This is a genomic window from Nocardioides sp. NPDC127503, assembly GCF_040302165.1.
Classification (GTDB): domain Bacteria; phylum Actinomycetota; class Actinomycetes; order Propionibacteriales; family Nocardioidaceae; genus Nocardioides.
The window spans coordinates 409,880-422,755 of the sequence record NZ_JBEORH010000003.1 but is presented as its reverse complement, the minus strand read 5'-3'; the positions used below and the strand labels follow the sequence as shown (position 1 = coordinate 422,755).

Here is a 12,876-nt window from a genome sequence, read left to right as displayed (position 1 = left end):
CATTTGGCTATGAGGAGAGCAGCTTCCAGTGCCCCTCGCTGACGACCTCGACCGTGTCGTCGGCGACCTTGATGGCGGTCTGGTCGTCGATGGCGTACGCCCGATGACCGATGTCCGCCGCCCAGCGCTCGGCCTCGTCCAGGGTGTTCGACGGGAAGACATCGAGGTGCGGGAAGATCGAGAAGTCCACGATCCCGAGGGTGCGGTCGTCCGGGGCCGCCGGCCACTCCACGAAGGCATCGCCGATCCGCGGAGTCATCACCATGCTGCCGGCGCTGACCCCTACCCAGACCGTGTCGGGCAGCGACGGCAGCAGGTCGGCCAGCCCGGACTCACGCATCCAGTGGCACAGGTACATAGCCTCGCCGCCCTCGACCAGCAGCGCGTCGGCCTCCCGGACCCAGGGGACCCAGCGCTCCGCGCCGATCGTGGGCAGCGCGGTCAGCTCGAGGACGCCCAGCGATCCCCACTCCAGGGAGGTCATCCCGCCCCAGGGTGGCAGGCCGCTGACGGCACCCCGCACCGACTCCGGTCCGAGCATCGGGTGGCCCCACTTGGCCGTCGGGATGCAGAGGGCGGTGGACTCGGCGACGGGTTTGCCCAGCAGGTCGACCAGCGCATCGCGGATGCTCGTGTTCGTGACGCCCCCGGACGTGAGAAGAAGCTTCACGATGCCTCCAGAATCGGGGTTCACCCGCTCGTCGTCGACTGCTCTCCCTGCTGGACCGCGATGATACCGGCCAGCACGACCAGCCCGCCGATGAGCTGAATGAGCCCGGGGGCCTCGCCGAGCAGCAGCCAGGCGACGACGACGGCCGAGACGACCTCGAGAAGCCCCACGAAGGACGAGAGCCGCGAACCGAGAGTGCGGGTGGCGGCGATGCCAGTGGCGTACGCGACCGAGCAGGTCAGCACGCCGAGGCCGATCAGCGGCCCCCACCACGGCATCTCCACGCCCGCCAGGACCACCGGCGAGGTCTCCATCTCGAACGGGATGGCTCCGATCAGGCAGAGCAGCGCGAGCAGGACCGTGGCCCCGGTCAGACCGAGCCAGGCCAGCGCGAGCGGTGGCAGCGTGGTGCTGGAGTGGGCGTTGAGCACGTAGTAGCCGGCCAGTCCGACGGCGGCAGCGGAGCCCCACATGATGCCGAGCGGGTGCACGTTCGCGCCGCTGACCAGGTCGAGGACGAGCACGAGCCCGGCGATCGCGACCAGCGCGCCGATCATCGTCAGCCGCGAGGGCCGCTCGCCGTGCCGCAGCCACATCCAGGCGACGACGAGGACAACCCCCATGTACTCCAGCAGCAGGGCCGGCCCGACCGCCATCCACTGCACCGCCGAGAAGAAGGCGAACTGCGGCACCACGATCGCCAGCAGTGCGTACGCCACCACGACCCGCCAGCTCGCAGCGACACCCCGCCACCGGCCGGCGAGCGCGCGCAGCGCGAAGGGGGCCAGCACGACGGCGCCGATGCCGACGCGGAAGACCAGCACCCCGCCCGTCGACCAGCCGGTGTCGAAGAGGCCGCGTCCCAGCGGTCCCGAGAGGCTGAACGTGACCGCCGAGACGACCGCCATCAGCAGTCCGGCAGCCACCAGCGGCGTCTTTTGCGTGCTCTGCGGCACCGCCTCGTCATTGGTCAAAGTCGTCATGACACATGACGATCCCAGTGACGCGGTAATGTGTCAACATGGTTTTCACCCATGACACCGACGTAGGCCTCCAGGCAGCCGCCGCGCTGGCGAACACCCTCGCCCTCTCCCCCGGCTCGGTCGACGAACTGGAGACCGTGGAGGCCCTCGACGAGTTCTTCGTGACGTACGACTACACGGGGCGGCACGACGGCGACCGCGCCGAGCTCGACGAGGTCCGGGCCCTTCGCGTCCGGCTGCGCGATCTGCTCACCGCCGAGCGCGACGAGGCCGTGCGGCTGACCAACGAGTTGCTCGCCGAGCACCGCGCGACGCCTCAGCTCGTCCGCCACACGAGCTACGACTGGCACATCCACGCCACCGAGCCCGATGCCCCGCTGGCCACGAGGATCGCCGTCGAGACCGCGATGGCCATGGTCGACGTCATCCGCGCCGACGAGCTGTCCCGGCTCTCGATCTGCGCCGACGACAACTGTGCCGGCGTGGTCGTCGACCTCTCCCGCAACCGCTCCAAACGCTACTGCTCGCCGACCTGCACCAATCGCAACGCCGTTGCTGCCTATCGCGAACGTCAGGCGAGCACGAAGTAGCGGAGGGCGACGTAGACCCAGGCGACGGCCAGCGTCACGATCGTCACCACGATGCCGTACCTGGTGAACTTCCAGAAGCTGATCGGGTGGCCGGCCTTGGCAGCGAGGCCGAGCACCACGACGTTGGCGCCGGCGGCGACGGCGGTCGTGTTGCCACCGAGGTCGGCGCCGAAGACGAGGGCCCACCACAGCGGGCTGTCGGCGCCCGAGGAGGGCGTCGCGGCGACCATCTCCTCCACGATCGGCACCATCGCCGCGGTGTAGGGGATGTTGTCGACGAACCCGCCCACGACCGCCGAGCCGATCATCAGCCCGGTCACCCCGGCGAGCTCGTTGTCGCCCATCAGCTCGGCGGCGTACGTCCCGAGGGACCCGATCACACCGACCTCGACCAACCCGCCGACCAGCACGAACAGCGCCATGAAGAAGGCCAGGGTCGACCACTCGACCTCCTCCAGGAACGCCTCCGTCTGCGTCTGGGAGACGACCACCATCGCGCCGGCGCCGAGCATGGCGACCATCGACGGGTCCAGGTGGAGCTCGGTGTGCAGGCTGAAGGCGAGCATCACCAGGGCCAGGACGGCGAGGCAGCGGTAGAGCAGCCCGCGGTCGTGGATCGCCGAGGCGGGCGGCTCGATCAGTCCGTCCAGGTCGACCCGGCCACGGAAGTCGCGCCGGAAGAGCACCCGGACCAGCCCGATCAGGACGACCAGCAGGATCAGGCACAGCGGCAGCGAGTGGATCAGGAAGTCGTCGAAGGTCAGGTTGGCCCGGCTGGCCACGATGATGTTGGGCGGGTCGGCGATCAGGGTCGAGGTGCCGCCGACGTTGGCGGCCAGGATGAGCGAGATCAGGTAGGGCATCGGGCGCAGACCCAGCCGCTCGCAGACCGACAGCGTCACCGGCGTGACGAGCAGGACGGTGGTCACGTTGTCGAGGATCGGCGAGAGTGCCGCGGTGACCAGGATCAGCAGCGTCGCCAGGCGCGCCGGGCGGCCGCCGGAATGCTTGACCGCCCACAGCGCCAGGAACTCGAACAGGCCCGTCTGCTTGAGGACACCGACGATCACCATCATCCCGAAGAGCAGGAAGATGACGTCCCAGTCGACCCCGGTCTCGTGGCTGAAGAAGGCCGACTCGGCGTTGATGATGCCGAGCGCGACCATCGCGGCGACGCCACCCAGGGCGGCGGCGACGCGGTGGACGCGCTCGGTGGCGATGAGGCCGTAGGTGACGATGAAGACGGCCACCGCTGCGTACACGATCATGCGTTGAGCTCCATGCCATCGACCCTCCGTTACCGGAGACTCGATCCGAATGGGTGCTGCCACCCATAAGCCCTGGCCAGAGGAGATGTCAGGGTTGGTGCATGAGTCATCTACCGCTGTACTGGCGGGTCTGCCTGACGAACGGCACGCTCTTCTGCGTCGGCACCCTGGTCCTGGCGCTGTCCCCGGCCCGGGTCTCCGAACGCGTCCTGGCCTCGGAGGCCGTGGTGCTGGCGGTCGGGCTGGTCGTGATGGCGACGCTCAACGCGCTCCTGCTGCTGCGCAGCCTGGCACCGATCGACCGGGTGATCCGCACCATGGACTCGGTCGACCACCTCTCCCCCGACCAGCGCCTGCCGACCCCCGGCAAGGGCGCCGGCGCCCGCCTGGTGGCCAGCTACAACGCGATGCTCGAGCGACTGGAGACCGAGCGGAGCACCAGCAACGCCAAGGCGCTCGCCGCGCAGGAGGCGGAGCGACACCGGATCGCCCAGGAGCTCCACGACGAGGTGGGGCAGTCGCTCACCGTCGTGCTCCTGGGGCTCAAGGGGCTGGAGCGACAGGTGCCGGAGGACGTACGCCCCGAGCTCGCCGCCGTCCGCGAGTCAGCGCGCACCGGCATCGATGACGTACGCCGCGTGGCGCGCCAGTTGCGGCCGGGCGTGCTCGAGGATCTCGGCCTGCACGCCGCCCTGGCCTCGCTGGCCACCGACGTCGGCGCTCTGGGCCGCACGACCGTACGCCGCACCATCGGCCGCGGGCTTCCCGAGCTGCCCCAGGACCGCGAGCTGGTGATCTACCGGGTCGCCCAGGAGGCGCTCACCAACGTCGTACGCCACGCCCACGCTGCCACCGCCGAGCTCTCCCTCTGCAAGGTCGGCGACAAGGTCGTCCTCACCGTCACCGACGACGGCCGAGGCAGCGCCGACCTCGTGGCCGGCGCCGGGATCAGCGGGATGCGGGAGCGAGCCCTGCTCGTCGGTGCCGACCTGAGCGTGACCAGCACCCCCGGCCGCGGCACCACCGTCCGCCTGGAGGTGCCGCTGTGACTCCGACGCCCGCGAAGATCCGGATCCTGCTGGCCGACGACCACACCCTCGTACGCCGCGGCGTCCGCCTCATCCTCGACGCCGAACCGGACCTCGAGGTGGTCGCCGAGGCCGCCGATGGAGCGGAGGCCGTCGCGGCGCTGCGCGACGCCGAGGTCGACCTGGTGATCCTCGACGTCGCCATGCCTCGCATGACCGGGCTGCAGGCCGCGCGCACCATCGCCCGAATGCGTACGCCTCCGAAGATGCTGATGCTCTCGATGCACGACAACGAGCAGTACTTCTTCGAGGCGCTCAAGGTCGGCGCCAGCGGGTACGTCCTCAAGTCGGTCGCCGACGAGGACCTGGTCAAGGCGTGCCGCACCGCTATTCGGGGCCAAGCGTTCGTCTATCCCGGAGCGATGAGTGCACTGGTGCGCGACTACCTCGACCGCCTCAACCGTGGTGAGAGCCTGCCGCGCACGGTGCTGACCGAGCGCGAGGACGAGGTGCTCAAGCTCATCGCCGAGGGCCACTCGACCCGCGAGATCGCCCGCGAGCTGACCATCTCCTACAAGACCGTCGAGCGGCACCGCGAGAACATCCTCGCCAAGCTGGGCCTCCGCGATCGCACCCAGGTGACCCGCTATGCCATCAGAGCGGGTCTCATCGAGCCCTGAGATGCCCTACCGTCCAAGGATGGACCCATTGCTCGATGCGGACCTCGCCGGGATGCCCGATCTCCTCGACGCGATCCAGGACTACGCACAGGAGATCATCGCCGGGCTCGACGACAGGCCGGTGACCTCTCCGTTCCGGCCGCCCTCCGCCGAGCGGCTTCCGGCTCAGGGCGCCGGCGGCCAGGCCGCTCTGCGCCACTTCGAGAACCGCTGGGCGCCGGGCTTCTCCGCGAGCGCCGGTCCCCGCTACCTGGGCTTCGTCACCGGCGGGGCGACCCCGGCCGCGGTTGCCGGCGACTGGCTGACCTCGGTCTTCGACCAGAACACCATCACGGTCCAGGACTCCGCCGCCAGCGACCTGGAGCGCGAGACGGTCCGCTGGTTCCTCGACCTGCTGGACCTTCCTGGCGACTTCAGCGGAGCATTCGTCACCGGTGCGACGATGTCCAACCTCACCGGGCTGGCGTTGGCGCGCGAGTGGGTCGGCGACCAGCTCGGAGCCTCGGTCTCGGCCGAGGGCGTCGCGGCGCTCGGTGGGGTCGTCGTGCTGTCGGGCGCCGCTCACTCGACCGTCTTCAAGGCACTGTCCGTGCTCGGGCTGGGCCGCGACAGCGTCCGCCCGGTCGCCCTCCTCCCCGGCCGGGATGCGGTCGACATCGCCGCGTTGCGGGCTGCGTTGAGCGAACAGGACGGCCGGCCCGTGATCGTCGTCGCCAACGCCGGCACCGTGAACACCGGCGACTTCGACGACTTGGACGCCATCGCCGACCTCCGCGACGAGTTCCCGTTCTGGCTCCACGTCGACGGCGCCTTCGGTGCCTTCGCAGCCCTCTCCCCCGCGCACGCCCACCTCGTAGCAGGTCTCTCCCGCGCCGACTCGATCTGCGTCGACCTCCACAAATGGCTCAACGTCCCCTACGACGCCGCGATCCAGCTCAGCCGCCACCCGGACCTGCAGGCTCGCGTCTTCAGCAACGCCTCGGCCTACATCGGCCTCCCTGGCGACTCCCCCGACTTCGTACACCTCACCCCGGAGAGCTCACGCCGCCTGCGCGCCCTGCCCGCCTGGTTCACCCTGTACGCCTACGGGCGCGACGGCCACCGCGAGATCGTCGAGCGCACCATCGCTCTCGCTCGCCGGGCTGGGAGGCTGCTTGCCGAGATCGACGAGGTCGAGCTGCTTGCGCCTGTTCGGCTCAACATCGTCTGTCTGAAGGTTCCTGGCGATCCTGCTGAGCTTGCTCGCCGCGTTGCCGATACTGGGGTTACCTTCGTGACTCCTACGGTTCATCACGGCACGCCCGCCTTGCGGTTGGCTTTCAGCAACTGGCGTACGTCTGAGGCGGATGTGGATCGGATCGTCGAGGTGTTTCGGCGACTCTTGTCATAGGCATGCGCCCCGCTGCTTTGGAGTGATTCTCGATCGTGCGCGGCATACTTCGCGATCACACCCTCGCGGCGTGATCCACCGCTTCAGACGTGCTTCGACGAGGACTTCCCGGACGAATGGCACAAGAAGCCGCCACGACCAGCAATGTCACGCTGCCTGCGACGACACCGACGGCGAGGTCGGGTAACCAGGTGGCAGCGAACCCGAGCGTTCCGCCCAGCAGTCTCGGCATCAGGATCAGGCCGATCGCGGCCAGACCGGCAACTGCCGCGCAGACCCATCTGAGCGGCGAGGGACGCGGGATGCGACGGGCGACCAGCGCGAGCACCAGGCCGATCGGGACGGATCCGGCCAATATCCAAGGCGCTGACGACAGCAGCGGATCACCGTCTTCGACAGTTGCCGATCCGCCGCGGGCGATCTCGTCGATGTCCTCGGCGGCGGCGCTCAGGCTGGACGCGCGCTTCTCGGCGTAGGAATTGGCCAGAACGACGACAGCCCGGTCCTCGCCGGGGTTCAGGAAGACATGAGCGAAGTAACCAGGGGTGGCACCGGTGTGGTGAACGCGGCGGCGATCGCCATCCTGGACGCTCCAGCCGTAGCCATAGCCGCGCGCCGACCCGGTGACCTCCTGAATGCTCCAAGCCTCGCCCTCGAGGCTGCGCGGCAGTATCTGACCAGCCAGATGGGCTTGGGCGTACGTCACCAGATCGTCGAGCGTCGAGACGACATATCCGTAGGAAGCGCCCGACTCGTCGAAGCCGGGCCGGTAGGCCCTTGTAGCCGACCACCAGTGGCGGTGGCCGGCTGGCAGCGTCGAGGCATCGTCGGCGTCGGCAGTGGTGTCCGTCATCCCGAGCGGCCCGAAGAGGGACTCCTCCGCTACAGCAGCGAACGAGCTGCCCGTGATCTCCTCGACCAGAGCCCCCAGGACGAGGTAGTCGGCACTGTTGTACGTGTATTCCCCCGGCGTGCCGTGGTGTTCGAGATCGCGAGCCGCCCGACGCAGTGCATCGGGTCCGTTGTCGAACCGCTCTGAGACAGCGAGTCCGTCGAGGGCGGTGTAGCCGGCCGTGTGCGTGAGCAGCTGACGTACGGTGATCCGCGGCGCATCCAGCCAGGGCAGATACCGGCTCACAGGGTCGTCGAGCCGGAGCCGGCCGTCCTCGACCAAGTCGAGCACCAGCGCGCTGGTGAATGTCTTCGCGACCGAACCCACCAGGAACGGTGTCACGCGGGATACCGGAGCCCCGTCACCGTCCTCACCCGAGACGTAGGTCCGCACCTCGTCGCCGTCGACGACCGCGACCGCCGCGCCTGGCACGCCGTTGGCTTCGCGCCAGCTCTCGACGTACGCCTCGACCGCATCATCCGCCTCCGCCGGCCCTTCCGCTGACGCCGGAGAGGCGACCACCCCGATCGCGGCCGCCGCAGCGGCGAACGCACCTGCCAGAAGTCGAGAAACATCCATGCCCTCGAGAATAACCATACGGCCATATTGTTATCATCTGATTTATGCCCAGGACCGCAGACCATGACAGCCGACGTGCCCAGATCACCGCGGGCGTACGCGAGCTTGCACTCGCCTCCGGGCTCGGCGCCGTGACCATCGCCGGGACCGCCAGGGCCGCAGGCATCTCCGTCGGTCTGGTGCAGCACTACTACGACTCCAAGGAGTCCCTGCTGGCCGACACCCTGGGTCGTCTGCTGGGCGACATCGAGGGTCGAGTCGATGCGGCAATCATCCGCGCGGAACGCGACCATGCCCGGATCGAGCACATGCTGGGCGCAGGGTTGCTGGAACTGCTTCCGCTGAGCCCCACCCACAGGGACGAGACCTATCTCCGGCACGCCTTCGCAGGACTCGCGCTCGACAACCCGGTCCTGGCCGAGCACCAACGGGCCTTCGACCGACGCCTCCGCGACCGCATCGCGCAGGCGGTGAGGAACGGGGTGGAGTGTGGTGAGGTCACAGCCGAGACCGACGGTCTCCTCGAGAGCGAGGCCGCTCTCGCCGTGACGCAGGGACTCGCCGTTCGCCTGCTCATCGACCCGGACGAAGTGGTCCGGAACCGCGCGCGGGCCGTGATCGGCTCCCAGATGTCGGGCGTGTTCGCCGGTCCGTGCGCCCGCGAGTCTCAGTCGCCGAGCTCAGTCACCTAGGCTCAGTCACCTAGGAAGGGACGCAGGGTCGCGAGGAAGGTCTCCGGCTTCTCGGAGTGGACCCAGTGTCCGGCACCCTTGATCGTCACCTTGCGGTAGCGCGGGAACCATTCCTTCATCGCCGGCGCGTACTCGTCGGTGACGTAGTTCGACAGCTCGCCGGCCAGCCACAGCACGGGGCCGTCGTACGGGTCGTACGCCTTCAGCTCCTCGGTCGGCCAGGCGCCGATGCGGTCGAGGTCGCGGCCCAGGACGGGGAGGTTCATGGACCAGCGCCAGCTGTCGCCGTCGCGGCGCAGGTTCTGCAGCAGGAAGCCGCGGATCGTCGGGTCGGGGACGGCCTCCTGCATCCCGGCGTCGGCCTCCTCGCGGCGGGTGATGCGGGTCAGGTCGAGGCTCTGCATGGCGTCGACGTACGTCTTGAAGCCGCCGACGCGCTCGTAGACGACCGGAGACATGTCGGCCACGACCAGCTTTGCGACCAGCTCGGGGCGGGTGATCGCGAGCAGCATCGCCACCTTGCCGCCCATGGAGTGGCCGACCACGGTTGCGGGGTCGTCGGCCGTGAGCAGGTCGGCGACGGCTGCGGTCACCTCGAGGTAGTCGAAGGTGTCAGGTTGCGGGGAGCGGCCGTGGTGGGGCAGGTCGACGAGCGTGACCCGATGCTTGTCGGCCAGCTGCTTGCCGAGCGTGTTCCAGTTGCGTCCCTGGCCGAAGAGTCCGTGCAGAAAGACGACACGACTACCGGTCTCGCCGAGCTCGAGCGTATGAAGAGTCACCGAAGGATCGTACGGGAGCGGCCGAGGCTAGAAGTCGAAGCCGTCGAACATGTCACCGATGCCGTCGCCGATCCCGCCGAACATGTCCCCCATGCCCTCGCCGATGCCACCGATCGCATCGCCCATGCCCTCGCCGATCTCACCGAAGGCGTCGAAGCCGCCGAAGGCGCTGAACATCAGCCCGGCGAACATCCAGTCCATCGGCGAGAAGGCGCCGAAGTAGCCGGCGGCGTAGGGCCGGTAGGCCGGGCCACCCTGCCAGTAGGGGACGCGCTCGTTGCCGACCATCACCTTGCGGGTGTCGGGCTCCGCGCCGACCTTGACGCGCTCGGCGTCGAGCGCGCAGGCGGGTACGTCACGAGTGGTGCCGCCCGGCGGCGCCCAGGCCACGTCCTCGACCGAGAGGCCGTGGCGGGGGTCGAAGAAGCACGGCGGGCGACGCTTCGGCAGCGGCTCGCCGGCGACCCGCGCCTCGACGCAGGCGATCGCATAGCGGCCGTCCTCGACGATCGTGGTGATCTTCTTGACGTCGTCGGGCACGGTCATCTTGTCGACGGTGCGCTTGGCCGTCTCGTATTCGTCCAGCGCGCGCTGGTAGTCGGCGTTGGCGCCCTCGTCGAGCTCCTTGCCGGCCATGTCCAGGTCGAGCCTCTGCAGCTCTTCACCGAAGGCGGTCACGTCCTCGAAGGCGAGCTGCTTGACCGGTTCGAGGTCAGCGCGCTGCTTTTCCAGCGCTCGTGCCTGCGAGCGCTTGTTGGTCACTACCACGGTCCCGATCACCGCGACGACGATGAGAAGTGCGATCAGAAGTCCCACGTCTTTCAGCGTACTGCCACGGTGGTCGGGCCGGGAGTGACGTCACTCAGGAGTAGTCGCGGAAGCCCTTGCCGGTCTTGCGGCCGAGGTAGCCCGCGGTGACCAGGTGCTCCAGCAGCGGCGCGGGCGCGAAGCCCGGCTCACGGAACTCCAGGTAGAGCTCGCGCTCGATGGCCAGCGAGACGTCGTTGCCGACGACGTCGAGCAGCTCGAACGGACCCATCGGCAGCGCACAGCCGAGCTTCATCGCGGTGTCGATGTCGTCGGCGGTCGCGTAGTGCCCCTCGAGCATCTTGACCGCATCGTTGAGGTAGGGGAAGAGCAGCGCGTTGACGATGAAGCCGGCCCGGTCGCCGCACGAGACAGGCGACTTGCCGACCTCCTTGCAGAGGGCGCGGACGGTCTCGGAGACCTCCTCGTCCGTAGTGACGGTGGAGACGACCTCGACCAGCTTCATCACCGGCGCCGGGTTGAAGAAGTGCATCCCGACGACGTCGGACGGCCGCTTGGTCACCTTCGCCAGCTCGATGACCGGCAGGCTCGAGGTCGTGGTCGCCAGGATCGCGCCGGGCTTGCAGATGTCGTCGAGGTTCTCGAAGAGCGTGGTCTTGATGGCCAGGTCCTCGGCGATCGCCTCCACGACGATGTCGACGTCAGCCAGGTCGTCCAGCGAGGTCGTACCGGTGAGCCGGCCGAGGATCTCCGGCTTCGCCGACTCCTCCAGCTTGCCCCGTCCGATTGCCTTGTCGAGGCTCTTGGTGATCCGCGCGGCGACACCGTCGACCTTGTCGGGGCTACGCCCGACGTACGTCACGTCGTAGCCACCCTTGGCGAAGACCTCGACGATCCCGGAGGCCATCGTGCCGGTGCCGACGACGCCGACCTTCGAGATCGGGCGGCGCAGCTCGTGGGTGGCGTCGGCGCTCGGGGTCAGCGCGTCCGGGACGACGACGGGCGAGTCGGCGGCCTCGTAGGTGTAGAAGCCGCGGCCCGACTTCCGCCCGAGCATCCCGGCGGTGACCATCTGCTTGAGGATCGGCGCGGGGGCGTGCAGCCGGTCGCGACCCTGGCGGTACATCGTGTCGAGGATCTCGTAGGACGTGTCCAGCCCGATCAGGTCCAGCAGGGCCAGCGGCCCCATCGGGTAGCCGCAGCCCAGCCGCATCGCGGTGTCGATGTCCTCGCGGGTGGCGTAGTGGCCCTCGAACATCGCGACCGCGTGGTTCAGGTAGCCGAAGAGCAGCGCGTTGGCGATGAACCCGGCCCGGTCACCGCAGACCACCGGCGACTTGCCGACCTTGCCGACGACCTCGCGCACGTCCTCGAGCACCTCGGGCTCGGTCACCACGGTGCGTACGATCTCGACGAACTTCTGCACCGGGGCAGGGTTGAAGAAGTGCACGCCGACGACTCGCCCGGGGTGGTTGGAGGCGGTCGAGATCTCGGTCACCGACAGCGACGAGGTGTTGGTCGCCAAGATCGTCTCGGGAGCAACGATCTCGTCGAGGGTGGCGAGGATCGACTTCTTCAGCTCCAGCGACTCCACGACCGCCTCGACGACCATGTCGACGTCCTTGAGCGCCGTCGGGTCGGTGGCGAAGGAGATCCGGCCGAGCAGGGCCTCCTGCTCCTCCTCGCTGAGCTTGCCGCGCTTGACCGCGCGACCCGTCGAGTGCGCCAGGTGGGCCTTGCCACGCTCGAGGCCCTCCTCGTCCCGCTCCACCCCGACAACGGTGAACCCGTTGCGGGCGAACACCTCCGCGATACCGGCACCCATGGTGCCCAGGCCGACGACTCCGACTGTCTCGATCGTGCGCTCACTCATGCCCCGCATCCTGCCACGGTGTGATGCCCGGCACGCCAGGACGCCGCTAGATTCGGGCACTGTGACCGACCAGACTCAGGCCCCCGAGCGCATCGAGGCCGAACGCATCGACGCCGAGCGGATCATCCCCGCCTCCCCCACCGACATCTTCGCCGTTCTCATCGACCCCGACGGCCACGTGGCCATCGACGCCGCCGGCATGCTCCAGTCCGCAGAAGGATCGCCGGTGAGCGCGGTCGGCGACCGGTTCGTCGTCCACATGGACCGCGAGGCGCTCGGCGACTATCCGCTCGGCAAGTACGACGTCACCGTGATCGTCACCGGCTTCGAACCCGACCGGGCGATCGAGTGGACCATCGAAGGCACCATCAAGCCGCCCATCGGCCACCGCTTCGGCTACGAGCTCGAGCAGCTCGAATCCGGTGACACCCGCGTCACCTCGTACTGCGACTGGTCCACCGCCCTTCCCGAGTGGAAGGCGATCTTCCCGGTGATCGACCAGAAGTCGATCCGGGCCACCCTGGGGATCCTGGAACGAGCCGTACGCCGCGGCTACCCCCGCCCCTGACCGAAGCCCCCGCAGGCCGAGGCGTCACTCGCGCGAATCGAGCCGGCACCGAAGTGCCGGCTCGATTCGCGTAGGTGACGCCTCGGCCGACGTACGTGACTTCTCGGCCGGGCGGG

13 protein-coding genes are annotated in these 12,876 nt (G+C 68.9%); 6 read left to right on the top strand and 7 right to left on the bottom strand.

All coding sequences use genetic code 11. From position 1 onward, the window contains the following. Nucleotides 1–7: 7 nt before the first annotated feature. Together ABTW65_RS09100 and ABTW65_RS09095 are read right to left on the bottom strand one after the other, a co-directional pair. Nucleotides 8–670 carry a Type 1 glutamine amidotransferase-like domain-containing protein gene (locus ABTW65_RS09100; RefSeq protein WP_350659714.1) on the bottom strand — a complete coding sequence of 221 codons (663 nt, stop codon included), beginning with the start codon at nucleotides 668–670 and terminating at the stop codon, nucleotides 8–10. 20 nt (nucleotides 671–690) lie between these two features. Further along, nucleotides 691–1,653, bottom strand: coding sequence for an EamA family transporter (locus ABTW65_RS09095; protein WP_350659713.1), 963 nt, complete (start codon nucleotides 1,651–1,653; stop codon nucleotides 691–693). 38 nt (nucleotides 1,654–1,691) lie between these two features. On the opposite strand from ABTW65_RS09095, the gene ABTW65_RS09090 reads away from it, so the two are divergent. Continuing rightward, nucleotides 1,692–2,243, top strand: coding sequence for a CGNR zinc finger domain-containing protein (locus tag ABTW65_RS09090; RefSeq protein ID WP_350659712.1), 552 nt, complete (start codon nucleotides 1,692–1,694; stop codon nucleotides 2,241–2,243). Here ABTW65_RS09090 and ABTW65_RS09085 read toward each other — a convergent pair. Continuing rightward, nucleotides 2,225–3,511: an ArsB/NhaD family transporter gene (locus ABTW65_RS09085; RefSeq protein ID WP_350659711.1), complete on the bottom strand. Its 1,287-nt coding sequence runs from the start codon at nucleotides 3,509–3,511 to the stop codon at nucleotides 2,225–2,227. The genes ABTW65_RS09090 and ABTW65_RS09085 overlap by 19 nt on opposite strands. A gap of 101 nt (nucleotides 3,512–3,612) precedes the next feature. On the opposite strand from ABTW65_RS09085, the gene ABTW65_RS09080 reads away from it, so the two are divergent. Genes ABTW65_RS09080 through ABTW65_RS09070 form a run of 3 tightly spaced genes read left to right on the top strand, consistent with a single transcriptional unit; the run spans nucleotide 3,613 to nucleotide 6,609 of the window. Further along, entirely contained in the window at nucleotides 3,613–4,560 is a 948-nt protein-coding gene (locus ABTW65_RS09080) for a HAMP domain-containing sensor histidine kinase (RefSeq protein WP_350659710.1), read from the top strand. Continuing rightward, entirely contained in the window at nucleotides 4,557–5,219 is a 663-nt protein-coding gene (locus ABTW65_RS09075; protein WP_350659709.1) for a response regulator, read from the top strand. Before ABTW65_RS09080 ends, ABTW65_RS09075 begins: the two co-directional genes overlap by 4 nt. 19 nt (nucleotides 5,220–5,238) lie before the next feature. Further along, complete coding sequence (locus tag ABTW65_RS09070; RefSeq protein ID WP_350659708.1) at nucleotides 5,239–6,609, top strand: pyridoxal phosphate-dependent decarboxylase family protein; 1,371 nt, start codon at nucleotides 5,239–5,241, stop codon at nucleotides 6,607–6,609. Nucleotides 6,610–6,664: 55 nt separating this feature from the next. Here the strand turns inward: ABTW65_RS09070 and ABTW65_RS09065 are convergent, their stop codons facing one another. Then, nucleotides 6,665–8,080 (bottom strand): serine hydrolase domain-containing protein, encoded by a 1,416-nt coding sequence (locus tag ABTW65_RS09065; RefSeq protein WP_350659707.1) that lies wholly within the window; start codon nucleotides 8,078–8,080, stop codon nucleotides 6,665–6,667. 44 nt (nucleotides 8,081–8,124) lie between these two features. Here ABTW65_RS09065 and ABTW65_RS09060 point away from each other — a divergent pair, with 44 nt between their 5' ends. Next, nucleotides 8,125–8,772 carry a TetR/AcrR family transcriptional regulator gene (locus ABTW65_RS09060; protein WP_350659706.1) on the top strand — a complete coding sequence of 216 codons (648 nt, stop codon included), beginning with the start codon at nucleotides 8,125–8,127 and terminating at the stop codon, nucleotides 8,770–8,772. A 2-nt stretch (nucleotides 8,773–8,774) separates the two neighbouring features. On the opposite strand, the gene ABTW65_RS09055 is transcribed toward ABTW65_RS09060, so the two are convergent. The 3 genes from ABTW65_RS09055 to ABTW65_RS09045 are packed head-to-tail and all read right to left on the bottom strand — an operon-like array spanning nucleotide 8,775 to nucleotide 12,192. Next, nucleotides 8,775–9,551, bottom strand: coding sequence for an alpha/beta fold hydrolase (locus ABTW65_RS09055; RefSeq protein ID WP_350659705.1), 777 nt, complete (start codon nucleotides 9,549–9,551; stop codon nucleotides 8,775–8,777). A gap of 27 nt (nucleotides 9,552–9,578) precedes the next feature. Then, nucleotides 9,579–10,367, bottom strand: a complete 789-nt coding sequence (locus tag ABTW65_RS09050) for a hypothetical protein (RefSeq protein ID WP_350659704.1) — start codon at nucleotides 10,365–10,367, stop codon at nucleotides 9,579–9,581. Nucleotides 10,368–10,413: 46 nt separating this feature from the next. Next, complete coding sequence (locus tag ABTW65_RS09045; protein ID WP_350659702.1) at nucleotides 10,414–12,192, bottom strand: 3-hydroxyacyl-CoA dehydrogenase family protein; 1,779 nt, start codon at nucleotides 12,190–12,192, stop codon at nucleotides 10,414–10,416. A gap of 61 nt (nucleotides 12,193–12,253) precedes the next feature. On the opposite strand from ABTW65_RS09045, the gene ABTW65_RS09040 reads away from it, so the two are divergent. Next, nucleotides 12,254–12,760, top strand: coding sequence for an SRPBCC family protein (locus ABTW65_RS09040; RefSeq protein WP_350659701.1), 507 nt, complete (start codon nucleotides 12,254–12,256; stop codon nucleotides 12,758–12,760). Nucleotides 12,761–12,876 lie beyond the last annotated feature (116 nt).

Bases quoted from the DNA above. Each gene is read 5' to 3' on its own strand.
- ABTW65_RS09095 (WP_350659713.1), bottom strand. From the start codon at position 1,653: ATGACGACTTTGACCAATGACGAGGCGGTGCCGCAGAGCACGCAAAAG.
- ABTW65_RS09090 (WP_350659712.1), top strand. From the start codon at position 1,692: ATGGTTTTCACCCATGACACCGACGTAGGCCTCCAGGCAGCCGCCGCG.
- ABTW65_RS09085 (WP_350659711.1), bottom strand. From the start codon at position 3,511: ATGATCGTGTACGCAGCGGTGGCCGTCTTCATCGTCACCTACGGCCTC.
- ABTW65_RS09080 (WP_350659710.1), top strand. From the start codon at position 3,613: ATGAGTCATCTACCGCTGTACTGGCGGGTCTGCCTGACGAACGGCACG.
- ABTW65_RS09070 (WP_350659708.1), top strand. From the start codon at position 5,239: ATGGACCCATTGCTCGATGCGGACCTCGCCGGGATGCCCGATCTCCTC.
- ABTW65_RS09065 (WP_350659707.1), bottom strand. From the start codon at position 8,080: ATGGATGTTTCTCGACTTCTGGCAGGTGCGTTCGCCGCTGCGGCGGCC.
- ABTW65_RS09060 (WP_350659706.1), top strand. From the start codon at position 8,125: ATGCCCAGGACCGCAGACCATGACAGCCGACGTGCCCAGATCACCGCG.
- ABTW65_RS09045 (WP_350659702.1), bottom strand. From the start codon at position 12,192: ATGAGTGAGCGCACGATCGAGACAGTCGGAGTCGTCGGCCTGGGCACC.